Source organism: Bacteroides pyogenes, from assembly GCF_014196225.1.
Taxonomy (GTDB): domain Bacteria; phylum Bacteroidota; class Bacteroidia; order Bacteroidales; family Bacteroidaceae; genus Bacteroides; species Bacteroides pyogenes_A.
This window is the reverse complement of sequence record NZ_JACIDI010000001.1, coordinates 187,073-206,844: the sequence shown is the minus strand read 5'-3', so window position 1 is coordinate 206,844 and position 19,772 is coordinate 187,073. Positions and strand designations below refer to the sequence as shown.

The window sequence follows — 19,772 nt, the reverse complement described above, 5'->3', positions numbered from 1 at the left end:
TTATGATACGTATATATAGTATGGTGTAAATATATACAGTAAAACAATAGGGCAAAGCGATAAGCCAAGCCGCAAAGTGAAGCGATAAGGCAGACCCTAAGACAACCTGAAGTATAATGCACGAAATCATAAATAAAATAAACATAATCAATTAAATAATCTATCAATGGAAACATCCGTTTATTTACCCATCATCCTGATTGCGGGAGGTATCATCTTCCTGATCATCTTCTTTCATTATGTACCGTTTTTCCTGTGGCTTTCGGCCAAAGTGTCCGGAGTGAACATCTCGCTGGTGCAGCTCTTCCTGATGCGCATCAGGAACGTGCCGCCGTATATCATCGTGCCGGGCATGATAGAAGCGCATAAGGCGGGACTGAAAGATATCACGCGCGACGAACTGGAGGCACATTATCTGGCAGGCGGACACGTGGAGAAGGTGGTGCACGCGCTTGTATCGGCTTCGAAAGCCAACATCGAACTGCCGTTTCAGATGGCTACTGCCATCGACCTCGCGGGACGCGACGTGTTCGAAGCCGTTCAAATGTCTGTCAACCCGAAGGTTATCGACACTCCGCCGGTGACTGCCGTTGCCAAAGACGGCATCCAGCTGATCGCCAAAGCACGGGTGACGGTGCGCGCCAACATCCGCCAACTGGTGGGCGGCGCAGGCGAAGACACGATTCTGGCGCGTGTGGGCGAGGGTATCGTTTCGTCCATCGGTTCGTCGGAGAACCATAAGTCGGTGCTGGAAAACCCCGACTCTATCTCCAAACTGGTATTGCGCAAGGGACTGGATGCGGGAACTGCTTTCGAAATCTTGTCCATCGACATCGCCGATATCGACATAGGTAAGAACATCGGGGCCGCCCTGCAGATAGATCAGGCGAACGCCGACAAGAACATCGCGCAGGCAAAAGCGGAGGAACGCCGGGCAATGGCGGTGGCTTCGGAACAGGAGATGAAGGCCAAAGCACAGGAAGCGCGCGCCAAGGTGATAGAGGCCGAAGCCGAAGTGCCGAAAGCCATGGCGGAAGCGTTCCGCAACGGGAATCTGGGCATCATGGACTACTACCGGATGAAGAACATAGAGGCGGACACTTCGATGCGTGAAAACATCGCCAAGCCGTCGTCGGGCAGCGTGACGAACCAGCCGCTGAGCAAGTAGCAAGGGGCAAACGCTTGAAATTCAATAAAGTTTCGCCGAGCAAATGGGGACAAACAAATCGGTGAAAGCCCTGAAAGGGAGTACTTGTACATCCCATGATTCGCCGGGCAAATGGGAATAAACAAGCCGATGAAAGCCCTGAAAGGGAGTACTTGTACATCCCATCAGTCGCCGGACAAATGGGGACAAATAAGCCGGTGAAAGTCCTGAAAGGAAAGGCCTGTACCCCAAAAGCTCCAAAGCAAACGGCGAATGTTATCAACTTGAGTTATTAACACGGCAACTCCCGTGAATCGGAAACACGGGAATGCCCCAAAATTATATAGCAATGAAAAAATATTTTCCTTCATCGGAACTCATCATCAATGAAGACGGGAGTGTATTCCACCTTCACCTGAAACCGGAAATGCTGGCGGACAAAGTAATCCTCGTGGGCGATCCGGGACGGGTGGCGCTGGTGGCGTCGCACTTCGAAAACAAGGAATGCGAAGTGGAAAGCCGCGAGTTTAAGACCATCACGGGAACGTACAAAGGCAAACGGATTACGGTGGTTTCCACAGGCATCGGGTGCGACAATGTCGACATCGTGGTGAACGAACTGGATGCGCTTGCCAATATCGACTTCGGCACGCGGGAAGAAAAAGAGAACTTCCGCCAACTGGAATTGGTGCGCATCGGCACGTGCGGAGGACTGCAACCCAACACTCCGGTAGGGACTTTCGTGTGCTCGCAGAAGTCGATGGGATTCGACGGCCTGCTGAATTTCTACGCCGGACGCAACGCCGTGTGCGACCTTCCTTTCGAACGCGCGTTCCTCAACCACATGGGATGGTCGGGCAACATGTGCGCTCCCGCTCCTTACGTGATCGACGCCGACAAGGAGCTGATAGACCGGATTGCCCGCGAAGACATGGTACGGGGGGTGACCATCGCCGCCGGAGGATTCTTCGGTCCGCAGGGCAGGGAACTCCGCATCCCGCTGGCTGATCCGAAGCAGAACGAAAAGATCGAATCGTTCGAATACAAGGGATTCAAAATCACCAACTTCGAGATGGAAAGCTCCGCCCTTGCCGGACTCAGCCGCCTGATGGGGCACAAAGCGATGACCGTGTGCATGGTGATTGCCAACAGGCTGATCAAAGAGGCGAACACGGGATATAAGAATACCATCGACACGCTGATTTCGACAGTGCTCGACAGAATCTGACGTTTTCCTGCCGAATAGAAAAGAAAGAGGGGGTGCCCAAACTGAATTGAGCACCCCGAAATATATAATAACCGACAAAGAATGATTTCAACCGATACGATTTGCGCCATCGCTACCGCACAGGGAGGAGCCATCGGCATCATCCGCGTCTCCGGACCGGAGGCCGTTTCCATAACCGGAAGCATCTTCAAAGCGGCAGGCTCCCGCCCTCTTGATAAGCAGGATGCTTACAAAATCACTTTCGGGCGCATATATGACGGCGACGAAGTGGTAGACGAAGTACTGGTCAGCCTGTTTCGCGCCCCTCACTCCTACACCGGCGAAGACTGCACGGAGATAGCCTGCCACGGTTCGCCCTACATCTTGCAGCAAGTGTTGCAGTTGCTCATCGGCAAAGGATGCCGCATGGCAGAGCCCGGGGAATATACCCGGCGCGCGTTTATGAACGGCAAGATGGATCTAAGTCAGGCGGAAGCGGTGGCCGATCTGATCGCCTCCACCTCGGCAGCCACTCACCGGCTGGCGATGAACCAGATGAGAGGCGGCTTCAGCAAGGAGCTCGCCGGACTTCGGGACAAGCTCCTACACTTCACCTCGATGATCGAACTCGAACTCGACTTCAGCGAAGAGGATGTGGAGTTTGCCGACCGGAGCGCCCTGAAAGCCCTTGCCGGAGAGATAGAGTGTGTGATCACCCGGCTGGCGCATTCGTTCAGCGTGGGCAACGCCATCAAGAACGGCGTTCCCGTAGCCATCATCGGTGAGACCAATGCCGGCAAGTCGACTCTGCTCAACGTGCTGCTGAACGAGGAGAAAGCAATTGTGAGCGACATCCACGGCACTACGCGCGACGTGATAGAAGACACGGTGAACATCGGAGGCGTCACCTTCCGTTTCATCGACACGGCAGGCATCCGCGACACCAAAGACACGATCGAGAGTCTGGGCATCGAACGTACGTTCCGGAAGCTCGATCAAGCGGAAATCGTGCTTTGGATGGTCGATTCCTCACGCGCCTCCTCGCAAATCGCCCAACTCTCGCCCCGCATCCTTCCGCGCTGCGCAGGCAAACGTCTTATCGTCGTATTCAACAAATGCGACCTGATAAACACGGAAGAGCAGACATCGCTCTCCAGCCTGCTGAAGGACTTCCCCGAAGAGAGCACCGTGCACATCTTCCTGTCGGCACGCCGTCACATGAATACCGACAAGCTCCAACAAATGTTGGTGGATGCCGCTCGCCTGCCCTCTGTGACGCAAAACGACATCATCGTGACCAACGTCCGCCACTACGAAGCTCTCACCAAAGCGTTGGACGCCATCCGCCGCGTACAAGACGGTCTCGCCTCGCAAATCTCAGGCGACTTCCTCTCGCAAGACATCCGCGAGTGCATCTTCTACATCTCCGATATAGCCGGCGAAGTGACAAACGACATGGTGCTTCGGAATATATTTAAGAATTTTTGTATTGGGAAGTAAGTGGTGATTACCAACGATTAGCTTTATTGCCATCCGGTAAAACCTTTGAGTTCATAAAAAATGGGCTGACACTTCCCACGAGGCATCAGCTCTTTTGATTATCTTTGATTTAGCATAACTAAAAGAATAACCATGGGCAAAGATAGTCATTTTGGTGGTGTCATGTAGATGTGCCAATGGTGCTGCAACTCACATCTGCCGGAAAACGACAGCAATAGTGGGAAATCATTCCGGCTTTTAAAATGGAAAGCAAAAAGGGATATCTCTAAAACAAGTTCAATCTATTCCGGCGCGCTTCTTCCAATGGCACAGTTTCCCTACGCAAACTTTCATTTTTTTTGCGCATTACCTGATACTCCATTTCCAATTCGTTTACCAATTCTTTTTTTGTCTGAGGATTCAATAAACGGGAGGCAATACCTACATTCTGCGAAGCATCTTTCAAATGCACTACCGGAGCACTGTAAACAGGGGCAATCTTCAGAGCAGTATGCATCTTGGAAGTTGTGGCGCCACCGATAAGCAGAGGAATATCCAGTCCCGCTTTCTCAAGTTCAACAGCAACATGTGCCATTTCCTCCAAAGAAGGAGTGATCAGTCCGCTAAGTCCTATTATATCGACCTTTTGTTCTATAGCACATTTGACAATCGTTTCAGCCGGTACCATTACTCCTAAATCTACAATCTCGTACCCATTGCAAGCCATCACCACCGAAACGATATTCTTACCGATATCATGCACATCGCCTTTCACCGTAGCCAGTAAAACTTTACCCACCGAGGTCGCTCCCTCCTGTTTCTCCGATTCAATCACCGGCTGCAAGATGGCTACCGCCTTTTTCATAGTACGGGCTGTTTTTACTACTTGAGGAAGAAACATCTTACCTGCTCCAAAAAGCTCCCCCACATGGTTCATTCCATCCATCAACGGACCTTCTATGATATCTACCGCCTTATTGTAAATCGACAGAGCTTCCGTCAAGTCCTGCTCCAGATAATCTCCTACTCCTTTCATTAAAGCATACTGCAAACGTTCTTGCACAGGTTTGTCACGCCATTCCGGAAACTCCGAATTCAGAGAACCGTCCTTTCTTTCGGTCGATTTCCGGTCTCTTTCTTTCAGTTTTTCCGCCAGCTCGATCAGATGTTCTGAAGCATCGGGACGGCGATTCAGCACTACATCTTCTATTTTCTCGAGCACGTCGTCCGGAAGATCGGTATACAAAACCGACGTTCCCGGATTTACAATACCCATATCCATTCCATGCCTGATAGCGTGGTAAAGGAAAACGGCATGTATGGCTTCACGGATGTAATTATTTCCACGAAATGAAAAAGAAAGATTACTTACTCCACCACTCACATGAACCCCGGGAAGGTTCTTCTTTATCCAGCCGGTGGCTTCGATAAAATCCACGGCATAATTGTTATGCTCTTCGATGCCCGTAGCTATGGCAAGCACATTGGGGTCGAAAATAATGTCATGCGGATCAAAGCCCGCTTTATCGACCAACAAACGATAAGCACGTTCGCACACTTCTATCTTACGGGCTGCGGTATCGGCCTGACCCTTCTCATCGAAAGCCATCACTACCACCGCTGCTCCATATTGTCGAATAAGACGGGCATGTTCCAAGAAGTTTTCTTCTCCTTCCTTCAGAGAAATGGAGTTTACAATCGATTTACCTTGCAGGCATTTCAACCCGGCTTCAATCACTTCCCATTTCGAAGAATCGATCATGACAGGTACCCGGGAAATCTCCGGCTCCGACATGATAAGATTCAAGAACGTAACCATCTCTTTTTTCGCATCCAGCAAGCCGTCGTCCATGTTCACGTCGATGACTAACGCACCGTCTTCTACTTGACGGCGGGCAATAGAAAGCGCCTCTTCGTATTTCTTTTCGTTAATCAAACGGAGAAATTTACGCGAACCTGCCACGTTACAACGCTCACCGATATTCACAAAATTCATATCAGGCTTTACTTGCAACAATTCGAGCCCCGACAACCAAAGACAATCCGGTGGAGAAGCAGGAAGATGCGGTTTGGCTCCTTCCACCAATGCCGGATATTGGGCGATATAAGCATCGGTCGTCCCACAACAGCCGCCTATGATATTAACCAATCCCTCGTGTATGTACTCTTTCACTTCGTGGGCCATATCCTCGGGAGTCTGATCATACATACCTAAACTGTTGGGAAGTCCCGCATTCGGATAAGCGCTGATATAATAAGGAGCGCGTGCGGCCAATTGTTCCAGAAACGGTTTCAGTTGCTTCGCGCCGAACGAACAATTCAAGCCTATCGAAAAGATTGGCGCATGTTGTACCGAAGCCAGAAAGGCGTCAAGCGTTTGCCCCGACAAAGTACGCCCTCCGACATCCGATACAGTAACAGACAACATGAGAGGTAACCGGATATTCATTTTCTCCATCGTGCGGACAGCAGCAAAAATTGCAGCTTTGGCATTCAACGTGTCGAAAATCGTTTCAATCAGGATGGCATCGATTCCTCCTTCGACCAATGCTTCCATCTGTTCGCAATAGGCGGTAGACAATTCATCGTAGGTCAGAGCACGAAAAGCAGGATTATTGACATCCGGACTCATCGAACAGGTTTTGTTCGTAGGACCTATCGAACCTGCCACAAAACGGGGTTTGTCCGGATTTGCCAAAGTATATTCATCAGCCAGGTCGCGGGCCAACCGTGCCGCCGCAAGGTTTATCTCTCTGACATACCCTTCCACATGATAGTCTGCCATAGAGACGGCCGTCGAATTAAACGTATTTGTCTCGATAATATCCGCGCCCGCTTCGAGATATTTCCTGTGAATATCCTCAATCACATCGGGGCGGGTAAGGCACAATAAATCATTATTTCCTTTCAGCTGACCGGGAATATGGGCGAAACGTTCTCCGCGAAAATCTTTTTCTTCAAGCTTATATTGCTGAATCATAGTGCCCATCGCACCATCCAGAATCAAAATACGTTCAGGTACGAGCTGGGTAATAGTTTTTTTCATCTCTTTTTACCTTATAAAAACTACCTTTTAAACATTCTCGCCATATCACGGCGATCGTCTTTTTCTTTCAAAGCCTCCCTTTTATCGAACTGTTTCTTGCCCTTGGCCAAGGCTATCACCAGTTTTGCCAACCCTTTTTCATTGATAAACAAACGTATGGGAACAATGGTAAAGCCGGGAGTTTTCATTTCCCGCTGAAGTTTCTCCAATTCTTTTTTTCCAAGCAACAGCTTTCTGTCTCTACGTGCCGTGTGATTATTGTACGAACCGTAAAAATATTCGGCGATATGCATGTTCTTCACCCACAATTCGCCTTTTACAAAATAACAAAACGTATCTACCAAGCTCGCCTTGCCCAAACGAATGGATTTTATTTCCGTACCGGTAAGAACGATACCCGCAGTATAAGTATCCACCAACTCATAATCGAAAGTGGCGCGTTTGTTTTTTATATTCACAGGAGTTTGTTTCATTTTCACACGTTAATTTAATAGAGTCGTCAGTTTATTAAACACAAATTCAATCGCTGCCGGACATAATATGAGCAAAGCAGACGATAAAAGTGTATATTTCAACCGATCATTTTCTTTCACTTTCATCACAATGGGAGCTCCCTCCCATACCACATAAACAATATAAAACTGCAACAACCAGGCTATAATCCTGAAAGAGGGTAAAAGTCCCGTTATTATCTGAAGCAGAAACAACACAACCAAAGAATAGCCCGCAAATTGTTGTGTCAACAAAACCTGAGAAGGCATGCCGAACATCTTTATTCCAGCCTCATTGATGGCATAAGCAGCCAGAAAATAGCCTCCAAAAAGAGCCACTGCCACAGCGCAACAGTTGGTCATCGCTATCTGAAAGCTTTCCGGGCCTCCCCAACCGTATGTCAATAAAGAGCCAATGAAAACAGATAAAGCACATAAACCGATCATAGGATAGACAAAAGCCATAAAGACTTTACGCCTATCCTCCTCCATACAAATTTCCTCCCAGGCTTTGGCCGGAGAGGAAATCAGTTTCATTGCTATGTTAAATAATTCTTTATAATTCAAAGTTTACTACTTTTTATTAAAAGGATATTCATAAGAATATGTCTTTTCCTGGGCTTCGGAATATTTATTATTGTATTGATTTTCCTTAATTACGACCTCTACTTTAGTAACCTTATCGGAACCAACAACAGATAAAACCGATGACAAATCATAAGCTTTGTAATCAAAACCGTCTGTTATTCTTTGTTCATCCAAATGAGAGGTTATAGTATGATGCAGATGTAAAGTCAGTATTCCGTCTTTAAATCCCTTTTCATTATCATACATCATGGCAAAGGTATGCCGTTTGATTTCCTCTTTCAACTCCTTTTCTTCAGAATACCGTTTGTACTTGAAGGATATTGGCAGAATCAGTATCTCTTTGTTAAAGAATCCTCCTCTAAAGCCATGTGGCTCTAAAGTAACAAATGGCGCATTTCCCGGTTCTCCATCCAAAGAAATCGGAGATTTAGTGAAATAGTAAGGATTATCCAGCAACGTGATATTTATCGAAGTCGCATTTGCCGACACAGTGGTTTTATCATATTGATAATTAATCAATGCCATTTCTTTGCTCTCAGGTACTGTTATTGCTTGATTCGGTATTAGTTTTACTCCGATAGAGTTGGTGAAAGAAACAGGCAAATCATGTGCATTGACTTGCACAAAAGTCTGTACTTGCACTTTATCGTTGTCGCCATCGCTCAGGCAAGAGCACACAGAAAGACTGATCAATACAGTTGTTAAGCACATTAGGTAAAGCTTCATTTTTCTCATAAGTATAGTATTTTAGATTTGCAAATATAAAAATTCTAATTCATAACTATAAATGCCACAATAAAAAATATACTGCATCTATTTCATTGTTATTTTCGCAAAAAGCGCCAGATGATCGTCCACATAGCTTGCAACTGTTGCTGTAATCCGTTCTTCCATATCCAGAAACTCTTCTTCCAAATCGTCAAAAGCTTCATATTGCTCATACATCGCCATAAACTCTTCATCGGTCCGTTCCCTTTCCAAGTCCTCTCTATGAGCATCGTATATTTTCTTTGCGCCATAAATCAGTTTCGAAAAATCTTCTGCTCCCCACAAACGCATGGCTTTTGCAAAAGGATTATCAAAGATATATGGACCATAGCCGTTCTGAATCAATTGGCAAAATCCGCCTTCCAATACCTCATCACGGAAGATCCGATAAGCCAGAAGGGTGTGTTGCTCTCCTGTCAGCAAAGGCATTCTGTCGGCAGTCAAACTTCCAGATAGTAACTCTTTGTATTTATCGGTAAAAACCCGGATAAATTCATCCATTCCTTCGCCTGCCGCCTTTTCCAAGGCCTGTTCTGTTATTTCAATCATAAATTTATGCAATGTAGACAGCGAACAAAACTACAAAATATATTTCATTTTATACGTGAATTCAGAGTAAGAAACATGAAAAAAGAGAAAATTCCGATATTTGTCTTTACGCACGAGGGAAGAGGGCATATAACTGGTAGAAGCCATTAATCCCCAAAATGTCATTAGGGCATAAATGCTCCTTTTTCATGAAAATCCAATCAGCAGCCATTAAAAATGATTTTGCAAACATCTATTATGCAAGATGTTACGAGTAGTACCACGAACCAAATCCTTTAATGACATTTTGAGGTTAAAAGTATTCCAATAAAATGAAAAATCTTGTTTCTGCAATATGGACTTTACAATCTTTAAACAAACACACGTCAAATTGCCGGTTTTCTTAAAAAAGTCACAAAAGGCCGTTGACAAAAACAAATAAAACGACTAACTTTGTGGACGATTCTGAGAAAAGCAACTACGTATTTTTTTATTATATTACTTAAATAGAGCTAATTATGACTTATTCACACGAAGTGGAACACATGTGTGTTGTAAAGAAAGGGCCTAACCACGGACCGGCTCCCATACCCGAAGAAGGCAAATGGGTAAAATCAAAAGAAATCGTCGATATTTCAGGCTTAACACATGGTGTCGGCTGGTGTGCTCCTCAACAAGGCGCTTGCAAACTGACACTCAATGTTAAAGAAGGCGTCATTCAGGAAGCCCTGATCGAAACCATCGGATGTTCCGGCATGACCCATTCGGCAGCAATGGCCTCCGAAATTCTTCCGGGAAAAACAATTCTCGAAGCGCTGAACACCGACCTCGTTTGCGATGCCATTAACACCGCCATGCGCGAACTTTTCCTGCAAATCGTTTACGGACGTACACAGTCGGCTTTTTCAGAAGGGGGCCTGATGATCGGCGCCGGATTGGAAGATTTAGGCAAAGGATTGCGCAGCCAGGTAGGTACATTGTACGGAACTTTGGCCAAAGGTCCTCGTTACCTCGAAATGGCCGAAGGATACATCAAATCTGTCGCATTGGATAAGAATGATGAAATTTGCGGATACGAATTCGTTCACCTTGGCAAATTCATGGATGAGATTAAGAAAGGTACAGATGCCAATGAAGCTCTGAAGAAAGTCACTGGTACGTACGGACGTTTCACTGCTGAACAGGGTGCGGTTAAACATATCGACCCGCGTCACGAATAATAGATGGAGGAAGAAACAATGATTAGAGAAGTAAAATTTGAAAGCCAGGACCGTCGTATCAAACAGATTTTAGCTGCATTGAACGAAAACGGAATCAAAGATATTGAAGAGGCTAACGCGATCTGCGAATCGCACGGCCTCGATCCATATAAAACTTGTGAAGAAACCCAGCCGATATGTTTCGAAAATGCCAAATGGGCATACGTAGTAGGCGCAGCTATCGCATTGAAAAAAGGTTGTAAAAATGCAGCCGAAGCGGCCGAAGCTATCGGTATCGGTCTGCAAGCATTCTGTATCCCGGGCTCTGTTGCCGATGACCGCAAAGTAGGTATCGGACATGGAAATCTGGCAGCCATGTTGCTGCGTGAAGAAACCAAATGCTTCGCTTTCCTTGCGGGACACGAATCGTTCGCTGCGGCCGAAGGTGCTATCAAAATCGCTGCGAAAGCAGATAAAGTACGCAAAGAACCCTTGCGTTGCATCCTGAACGGTTTGGGCAAAGATGCCGCACAGATCATTTCACGTATCAACGGATTTACCTATGTTCAAACTCAATTCGATTATTATAGCGGCGAATTGAAAGTAGTTCGCGAAGTTGCCTACTCCGACGGGCCACGTGCCAAAGTTAAATGCTACGGTGCCGATGATGTTCGCGAAGGTGTGGCTATCATGTGGAAAGAAGGCGTAGACGTATCTATTACAGGTAATTCTACCAATCCGACCCGTTTCCAACATCCAGTTGCCGGCACTTACAAGAAAGAACGCGTTCTCGCAGGCAAACCCTATTTCTCAGTAGCTTCAGGCGGTGGTACCGGTCGTACACTTCATCCGGATAACATGGCTGCCGGTCCGGCATCTTATGGAATGACGGATACAATGGGGCGTATGCACTCAGACGCTCAGTTCGCCGGTTCTTCATCAGTTCCTGCTCACGTAGAAATGATGGGATTCCTGGGTATCGGAAACAACCCGATGGTAGGCTGCACCGTAGCTTGTGCGGTCGATGTTGCCCAAGCTTTGAGTAAGTAAGCTGATAGTTTAATCGACATAATAAATCCCTGTAACTGAAAGTTATGGGGATTTTTGTTTTTATCGCTCCGGACAAATGGTAAAATCTATATAAAATATTTGAAATGCACAATAAAATTAGTTTCTTTGTATGACAGATTCATATCAAACATTTCACTATGAAACAAATCAAAAACAGCAGCAGTAAGATTCTGTCGTTGCTTCTCATCACAATGACAGCCGTGATCGTTTCCTCATGCACAAGAACCCGAAAAGAAATTCTTCCTTCTGTAGAATATGCGCCGTACATAAACGCTTATACGGGCGGGGTTATTTCACAAGCTTCCACCATACGCATAGAGCTGACGCAAGACCAACCGGTTGTCGATCTTAACAATGAATTGAAAGAGAATCCGTTTAGCTTCTCACCTTCATTAAAAGGAAAAGCCTATTGGGTCAGCAATAACACCATCGAATTTATTCCCGAAGAGGGTTCGCTGAAGCCCGGAGAGCTTTATGAAGGAAGTTTTCAGTTAGACAAATTCGTAGAAGTAAAAAAGGATCTGGAAAAGTTTTATTTCTCTTTCAGGGTACAAGAAAGAAATTTTACTCTGCATACTTCTCCCATCTCAGTCACATTCTCACAACCGGATGAAGTGACAGTACAAGGTGAGATATGTTTTAGCGATGTAGTGAAAAAAGAAGTAGCAGAATCAATGATAAGCGCTTCCTGCCCTGACGGGAAAGTGTATCGGGTACATATATTATCCACTGACAATCCTGCACGCTACCGATTCAGTATAGAAAAACTGGCGAGAGGCAACACAGATTACCGGCTAAAGATAATGGCAAACGGAAAACCTGTCGGGATAAAACACACGCAAGAAAAAGAAGTTTTGATTCCGGCCAAAGGAAGCTTCCGTTTTTTATCCGCACACCGTATCGAAGAACCGGAGAATGGTATTGAAATTATCTTCTCCGACCCTATTTCATCCACACAAGATTTGAAAGGATTAGTAGAAATCCCCGAAATCTCTTCAAGTATTCTACAAGTTGAAAACAATAAAATTATTCTATTCTTCGAAGCCAATCATCGGGATAAACTGAGTCTGAAGATTGACGAAGGACTGAGAAATTTCGACAACCGTGCGTTAGGATCATCACATTCCGTATCATTCGGCCAACTGAATCTGAGACCTCAGGTAAAACTGTCGGCATCCGCAGCTATCTTGCCCGATTCAAAGAACCTGATTATTCCTTTCCGGGCTGTCAATCTTCATGCTGTTGATTTAAGTGTCATACGTATTTTCGAGAATAATGTACTGACATTTATGCAGACCAACTCCCTCTCGTCTGCCAATGAGCTGAGGCGTTCGGGACGATTGGTATATAAAAAGACCCTTTGGTTAAGCAAGGACCCTTCCAAGGATGTTCGCCGCTGGGAAGACTATTCGATCGATCTTGCAGGAGTGATCCGTCAGGAGCCGGGAGCAATCTATCGAATCGTTCTTTCTTTCCGTCAGGAATACTCCGCTTATTCCTGCGGGGGAGACACCCAAAACGTGCAATCAGCCGATAATAACACAAATAACGGATTGACAAGAATCAGTGAAGAGACTTTGTCGGATAAAGAAAAAGACGCATGGGACACCCCGGAGGCTTATTTTTACTATAATGGAACAGAAGGTATAGACTGGAGTTTGTACAAATGGGACGAGCGGGATAATCCCTGTCATCCGTCATATTATATGAGCTCCGACCGTAGCGCAGCATGCAACGTGTTTGCGTCTAATCTGGGAATGATTGTAAAAAGGAACTCCCAAAACAAAATATGGGTTACCGTAAACAATATATTGGATACGAAGCCGGTGTCGAAAGCGTCGGTAAGTATATACAACTTCCAACTGCAACGCATAGGCAAAGGAGAGACAAATGGAGAAGGGTTTGTGGAAATCACTCCGCAAGGAATACCTTTCATCGTGGTAGCCGAAGCGGATAAGCAAAAAGCCTATGTTCGTACAGTCGACGGCGAAGAGCAGTCCGTGAGTCGGTTCGATGTAGGAGGAAAAGATGTTCAGAAAGGCTTAAAAGGATTCATCTATGGTGAAAGAGGGGTATGGCGCCCGGGTGACACCCTGCATCTTTCATTCATTCTGGAAGACCGGGAAAAAAGAATTCCCGAAAATCATCCCGTTTCATTGGAAATTTACAATCCGCAAGGCCAGTTTTATGCAAAGCAGATTTCAACGCAGGGAATGAACGGTTTCTACACATTTCATCTGCCGACAAACGCCGACGCACCGACAGGCTTCTGGAACGCTTATGTTAAAGTGGGTGGAAGCAGCTTCCACAAAAGCCTGCGTATTGAAACAGTCAAACCCAACCGACTGAAAATAAATCTCAAATTACCCGGCAAAGTAGTCGAAGCTTCCGGAAAAGAAGTTCCGATAAGCATTTCTTCTGCCTGGCTGACCGGCGCCACCGCTTCCCGATTAAAAACAAAAGTAGAAATGTCTTTGTCGAAGGTAAACACACAATTCGAAAAATACGGCAAATACATCTTTAATAATCCTGCGACCGACTTTACTTCCGTCAAAGAAGAAGTATTCAGCGGTACCCTTGATGCAGAAGGAAATACATCTTTCTTGTGGAAACTCCCTCACGCCGTCCACGCTCCGGGAATGCTGAACGCTACACTCACCACCCGCGTGTTCGAACCGGGAGGAGATGCCAGCATCTATATTCAAAGCATTCCATTCTCGCCCTTCACCTCGTATGTGGGTATCAATCTTAACCAGCCGAAAGATAAACACATCGAAACCGATCAAAACCACATATTCGACATCGTAACCGTTAATGCCCGGGGAGAACTGACCAACCGTTCCAATCTGGAATATAAAATATACCGAATCAGTTGGAGTTGGTGGTGGGAAGCAAACAGCGAGTCGTTCGAAACATATGTCAACAGCAGTTCTATCACTCCTGTAGTAAGCGGAAATTTGCAAACCAACGGTGGAAAAGCTTCTTTTGGCTTTCGTGTGAACTATCCGGACTGGGGACGCTACCTGATCTATGTAAAAGACAAAGAAAGCGGACATGCTACCGGAGGAACTGTCTATGTAGATTGGCCTGCATGGAGAGGGCGATCGGACAAAACCGATCCCAGCGGCATCAAAATGCTTGCTTTCTCATTGGATAAAGATTCGTATAAGCTTGGTGAGACAGCCACAGCCATTATTCCCGGATCGGCTGGCGGAAGAGCTTTGATTTCCATCGAAAACGGATCGAAGATATTGAAACAGGAATGGCTCGAAGTATCCCCTCAGAACGACACAAAGTATACATTTAAGATAACGGAAGAAATGGCTCCGAACGTATATCTGCATATCAGCCTGCTGCAACCTCATGCGCAAACGGTGAACGATCTGCCTATCCGCATGTACGGAGTCGCTCTCGTATTTGTCACCAATCCGCAAACCATTCTGCAACCGCAAATCAAAATGCCCGAAGTTCTCCGTCCGGAAACCGACTTCAGCATAACTGTCAGCGAAAGAAGCGGCAAACCCATGACGTATACGCTGGCAATTGTCGACGACGGTTTGCTCGATTTGACGAATTTCAAAACTCCCGATCCCTGGAACGAATTTTATTCGCGCGAAGCGCTGGGCATTCGCACTTGGGATATGTATGATGATGTATTGGGAGCTTTTGCCGGACGCTACACGGCGTTGTTCAGCACCGGAGGAGATGCTACCCTGAAACCCGCCGATGCCAAAGCAAACCGTTTCAAACCCGTAGTGAAATTTATAGGACCGTTCTCTCTGAAAAAAGGAAAGCAACAAACACATACGCTGAAGCTTCCGATGTATATCGGTTCGGTTCGCGCGATGGTGGTAGCCGGACAAGACGGAGCATACGGAAGTGCGGAAAAAAACGCCTTTGTACGCACACCTTTGATGCTGTTGTCTACTTTGCCTCGCGTGCTTAGCACTCAGGAAGAAATACTGGTTCCGGTAAATATCTTCGCCATGGAAAAACAGGTAAAGAACGTGACCGTTTCCATACAAGCTTCCGGCGCAGGAGTACAGATAGCAGGAACCCGCCAACAGTCGCTTACATTCGGACAACCCGGAGACCAACTCGCATTCTTTACATTGAAGACGGGACAGCAAACGGGAAAAGCTACCATTCGCATTGCTGCCGACGACGGTGGACAACGGACGCAAGAAACAATAGAAATAGACATACGCAACCCTAACCCTGTAGTAACGACACGAGAAAGCCGCCGGATCGAGGAAGGACAAGAAAGCGAGATTGCTTATCAGCTGGAGGGGACTTCCACCGACAACCACATTGCTTTGGAAGTATCGCGCATACCGTCGGTAGACATCAAGCGCAGGTTAGATTTCCTGTACAGCTATCAACATCAATGTACCGAGCAAATCACTTCCAAAGCCTTTCCACTCTTGTTCGTCGATTGTTTCAAAGAGACAGACAAACAGGAAGCCGAAAAGATAAAGGCCAATATACAGGAAGCCATCCGACAGCTGTATGCCCGCCAGCTGCCGAACGGAGGATTTATTTACTGGCCCGGGAATGCAGTTGCCGACGAATGGATCAGTTCATACACAGGCATGTTCCTGACGATAGCACAAGAAAAAGGATATGCCGTTCAGCCCGCCGTACTGAAAAAATGGAAACGATTCCAACGTGCCGCGGCACAAAATTGGCGTATGCCGCAAGGTGCCGACGAATGGCAATTGTGGCAGGCAGAATATCAACAAAGTTTCCGATTGTATACGCTGGCATTGGCAGGAACACCGGAACACGGAGCTATGAATCGCATGAAAGAGCAAAAACAACTTTCACTCCAAGCCAGGTGGAGACTGGCCGCAGCCTATGCGCTGACCGGCAAACAAAAACCCGCCGGCGAATTGATATATAAGGCCGAAACGAAGATTACTCCCTATTCTTCGATGAATTTCATCTACGGATCGTCCGATCGGGACGAAGCTATGATTCTGGAAACACTCATCCTGATGAAGAGAGATGGAGAAGCATTGAAGCAGGCCAGAAAAGTATCGAAAAACCTCTCACGGGAAAACTGGTTCAGTACGCAGTCTACGGCATTCTCACTGATGGCTATGGGGCGGTTGGCCGAAAAGCTGTCGGGCAACATGGACTTTAACTGGACGTGGAACGGCAAACAACAACCAGACGTAAAAACGGCAAAAGCTGTTTTTGAAAAATCGATTTCCACTTCTCCGAGATCGGGCAGAATAATAGTAAAGAACCGGGGGAAAGGAGTGTTGAGCGTAGACCTGATCACACGCATGCAACTGTTGAACGACACGCTACCCGCCATTGCCGACAACCTGCAAATGGCAGTGAAATACACAGATGTCAACGGCTCTCCTGTCTCGATAGAGAATATCCGACAAGGAAGCGACCTGCTGGCTGTCGTTACCATAAGTAATGTCAGTGGAACATCGGATTATAGTAATTTGGCACTGACACATATTCTTCCATCGGGATGGGAAGTATACAACGAACGAATGATAACGAATCCCGAAGAGGGAACGGCAGCCGGAAGCTCGACGGGCAAATTGTATACTTATCAGGATATTCGTGACGACCGTGTACTGACTTATTTCGATTTGCGACGAAACGAATCGAAAACGTTCACCATCAAATTGCAAGCGACCTATGCAGGCAACTTTATACTACCGGCCGTTCAGTGCGAAGCCATGTACGACACTTCGGTGCTGGCACGGAGTAAAGCCGGAAGAACTGTCGTCAGCAGGTAGGCAGTAAAGATACAGATGAAGAATAATTTGCTAAAATTCTTCAAAGATTTATCCGCCGCCCGGAAAGCAAGCATCGGCATTATTGCTTTTCTGATGGCAGGATATGTATTTTGTCTTCCTCAGGAGTTGTTCAAAGTCCCCTACTCCACAGTTGTAACCGACCGGAACGACGAACTGCTGGGCGCACGCATCGCCTCCGACGGGCAATGGCGTTTCCCTCCGCGCGAAACGACTCCCGAAAAAATGAGACGGTGTCTTGTCGCTTTCGAAGACAAACATTTCTACAGCCATTGGGGCGTTAACCCGTTTTCCATCGGAAGAGCCGTTTATCAGAATATAAAAAACAGGCGTGTCGTAAGCGGCGGGAGCACAATCACCATGCAAACCATACGGCTTGCCCGGAACAACCCGCGCACCATCGGAGAAAAACTGATTGAAATGATTTGGGCTACCCGGTTGGAGTTTCGCGCTTCGAAAGAAAAAATCCTGTCGATGTATATTTCCCATGCACCGTTCGGAGGAAATGTAGTCGGCTTGGATGCTGCTGCCTGGAGGTATTTCGGACATTCCGCAGAAGATTTGTCGTGGGCGGAAGCAGCTACACTGGCTGTATTGCCCAACGCTCCCGCAATGATTCATCTGTCTAAAGGTCGTAAAGAATTGTTAAGCAAAAGAAACCGGTTGCTCAAACGATTGTTCGAACAGAAAAACTTCGACCGTTCTACCTACGAGCTGGCAGTCAGTGAACCCTTGCCCAATGCGCCTCATCCTCTCCCGCAAACAGCCCCTTATCTGGTGAGCCGTTTCTACAAAGAGCGGAACGGAATGTACAGCCAGTCCACCATCGACCGTGGCCTCCAAATGCAGATCGAGGAGCTGGCGGAACGATGGAGCCGTGAATTCAGCCGAAGCGATATCCGGAATCTGGCTATTCTGGTAATCGACATGAGAACCAACGAAGTGGCGGCATACTGCGGCAATGTACATTATCATAAGAAGCAGCAAGGCAATCAAGTAGACGTGATACAGGCCCCGAGGAGTACAGGCAGTATTTTGAAACCGTTCCTGTATAATGCGATGTTACAAGAAGGAACCTTATTGCCCGACATGTTGGTTCCGGACATTCCCATCAATATCAACGGCTTCACTCCGCAAAACTTTAACATGCAATTCGAAGGAGCGGTGCCGGCCTCGGAAGCTCTTGCCCGTTCGCTGAACATTCCTGCCGTAACCATGCTGCAAAGATACGGAGTACCGAAGTTCCACCGCATGTTGCAACAGGCGGGTTTTACAACAATCAACCGTATTCCCTCCCATTATGGCCTGTCACTTATTTTGGGAGGTGCGGAAGCCACCTTATGGGACATAACGAACGCATACGCACGTATGGGACGCAGTCTGCTCCGATTGCCGCAGAACCGTTGCAAACTGCTGTCTTCCGAAACGGAAGCCGATGAGGATACGGAATTTTTCATGCCGGATGCTGTGTGGCAAACTTTCGATGCACTGAAAGAGGTAAACCGTCCCGAAGAGATAGACTGGAAATCGATTCCGTCTATACAAACAGTTGCCTGGAAGACAGGGACAAGCTACGGATTCCGCGACGCGTGGGCAGTAGGAGTTACTCCGCGTTATACCGTCGGCGTGTGGGTGGGCAATGCAACCGGTGAAGGAAAACCGGGATTGGTCGGTGCTCAAACGGCAGGTCCCGTATTGTTCGACATATTCAACCTGCTTCCTGCATCAAAATGGTTCGAACGTCCCACAGGTATTTTCGTCGAAGCGGAAATATGCCGACGCTCCGGACACCTGAAAGGGCGGTTCTGTGAAGAAACGGATACGGTACTTATTCTTCCGGCAGGGGCGCGAACGGAAGCTTGCCCGTATCATCATCCCGTCACTCTCACGTCAGACGAGAAACATCGCATATACGAAACCTGTGCCGATACCGAACCTACCATCCGGAAGTCATGGTTCACTCTCCCGCCTGTATGGGAATGGTACTACAAGCAATACCATCCCGAGTACAAACCCTTGCCTCCGTTCAAACCCGGCTGCGGAGAAGACTTCTTGCAACCGATGCAGTTTATATACCCTTCGCCCAATGCCCGCATCAAGCTCACCAGACAGATGGACGGAAGCGGCGGATTCATAACCGTGGAACTGGCGCACAGCAACCCCCAAGCAACTGTCTTCTGGCATTTGGACGGATCGTACGAAACACAGACGGAGGATTTTCATAAAATATCGTTGAAGCCTTCGGCGGGCAAACATTCCCTGACCGTAGTCGACAACGAAGGCAACAGTGTTTCGACCAGCTTTTTAATAGAATAAACAACTGACTTCAACTACAAAATAAAAAGAATAAAGCGTTTCCTCCCGACTCGGTTTTTTATCGAATAAAACAACAAAACCGATGTACTAATCGTTGTATTCAAGAAATAAGCACCGGATGAATGACATTTACCTCACCGGCCGAATAA

At 47.0% G+C, this 19,772-nt stretch carries 12 protein-coding genes; 7 read left to right on the top strand and 5 right to left on the bottom strand.

Annotated elements, in window-relative coordinates; all coding sequences use genetic code 11:
* The first annotated feature begins 166 nt into the window (after nucleotides 1-166).
* The 3 genes from floA to mnmE all read left to right on the top strand — a co-directional run bounded on the left by floA (nucleotide 167) and on the right by mnmE (nucleotide 3,854).
* Nucleotides 167-1,168, top strand: coding sequence for a flotillin-like protein FloA (gene floA, locus GGR07_RS00755; protein ID WP_021646033.1), 1,002 nt, complete (start codon nucleotides 167-169; stop codon nucleotides 1,166-1,168).
* Between the two features lie 328 nt (nucleotides 1,169-1,496).
* Complete coding sequence (locus GGR07_RS00750; RefSeq protein ID WP_034542611.1) at nucleotides 1,497-2,375, top strand: nucleoside phosphorylase; 879 nt, start codon at nucleotides 1,497-1,499, stop codon at nucleotides 2,373-2,375.
* 84 nt (nucleotides 2,376-2,459) lie between these two features.
* Nucleotides 2,460-3,854: a tRNA uridine-5-carboxymethylaminomethyl(34) synthesis GTPase MnmE gene (gene mnmE / locus GGR07_RS00745; protein WP_034542667.1), complete on the top strand. Its 1,395-nt coding sequence runs from the start codon at nucleotides 2,460-2,462 to the stop codon at nucleotides 3,852-3,854.
* A gap of 265 nt (nucleotides 3,855-4,119) precedes the next feature.
* On the opposite strand, the gene metH is transcribed toward mnmE, so the two are convergent.
* The 5 genes from metH to GGR07_RS00720 all read right to left on the bottom strand — a co-directional run bounded on the left by metH (nucleotide 4,120) and on the right by GGR07_RS00720 (nucleotide 9,275).
* Entirely contained in the window at nucleotides 4,120-6,879 is a 2,760-nt protein-coding gene (gene metH / locus GGR07_RS00740; protein ID WP_021646029.1) for a methionine synthase, read from the bottom strand.
* A 20-nt stretch (nucleotides 6,880-6,899) separates the two neighbouring features.
* On the bottom strand, nucleotides 6,900-7,352 hold the full coding sequence (gene smpB, locus GGR07_RS00735; RefSeq protein WP_021646028.1) for an SsrA-binding protein: 453 nt from the start codon (nucleotides 7,350-7,352) through the stop codon (nucleotides 6,900-6,902).
* Nucleotides 7,353-7,361: 9 nt separating this feature from the next.
* Nucleotides 7,362-7,907, bottom strand: a complete 546-nt coding sequence (locus tag GGR07_RS00730; protein WP_021646027.1) for a Yip1 family protein — start codon at nucleotides 7,905-7,907, stop codon at nucleotides 7,362-7,364.
* A 36-nt stretch (nucleotides 7,908-7,943) separates the two neighbouring features.
* The gene (locus tag GGR07_RS00725) at nucleotides 7,944-8,693 is read right to left on the bottom strand and encodes a hypothetical protein (protein WP_021646026.1); all 750 of its coding nucleotides are present in this window, start codon (nucleotides 8,691-8,693) and stop codon (nucleotides 7,944-7,946) included.
* A gap of 78 nt (nucleotides 8,694-8,771) precedes the next feature.
* Nucleotides 8,772-9,275, bottom strand: coding sequence for a DMP19 family protein (locus GGR07_RS00720; RefSeq protein WP_021646025.1), 504 nt, complete (start codon nucleotides 9,273-9,275; stop codon nucleotides 8,772-8,774).
* Between the two features lie 497 nt (nucleotides 9,276-9,772).
* On the opposite strand from GGR07_RS00720, the gene GGR07_RS00715 reads away from it, so the two are divergent.
* The 4 genes from GGR07_RS00715 to pbpC all read left to right on the top strand — a co-directional run bounded on the left by GGR07_RS00715 (nucleotide 9,773) and on the right by pbpC (nucleotide 19,623).
* Nucleotides 9,773-10,474, top strand: coding sequence for an iron-sulfur cluster assembly scaffold protein (locus GGR07_RS00715; RefSeq protein WP_021646023.1), 702 nt, complete (start codon nucleotides 9,773-9,775; stop codon nucleotides 10,472-10,474).
* 18 nt (nucleotides 10,475-10,492) lie between these two features.
* Nucleotides 10,493-11,503: a GGGtGRT protein gene (locus tag GGR07_RS00710; RefSeq protein ID WP_034542669.1), complete on the top strand. Its 1,011-nt coding sequence runs from the start codon at nucleotides 10,493-10,495 to the stop codon at nucleotides 11,501-11,503.
* A gap of 158 nt (nucleotides 11,504-11,661) precedes the next feature.
* The gene (locus GGR07_RS00705) at nucleotides 11,662-17,289 is read left to right on the top strand and encodes an alpha-2-macroglobulin family protein (protein ID WP_021646021.1); all 5,628 of its coding nucleotides are present in this window, start codon (nucleotides 11,662-11,664) and stop codon (nucleotides 17,287-17,289) included.
* A 15-nt stretch (nucleotides 17,290-17,304) separates the two neighbouring features.
* Entirely contained in the window at nucleotides 17,305-19,623 is a 2,319-nt protein-coding gene (gene pbpC / locus GGR07_RS00700; RefSeq protein ID WP_122056543.1) for a penicillin-binding protein 1C, read from the top strand.
* The last annotated feature ends 149 nt before the right edge of the window (nucleotides 19,624-19,772 follow it).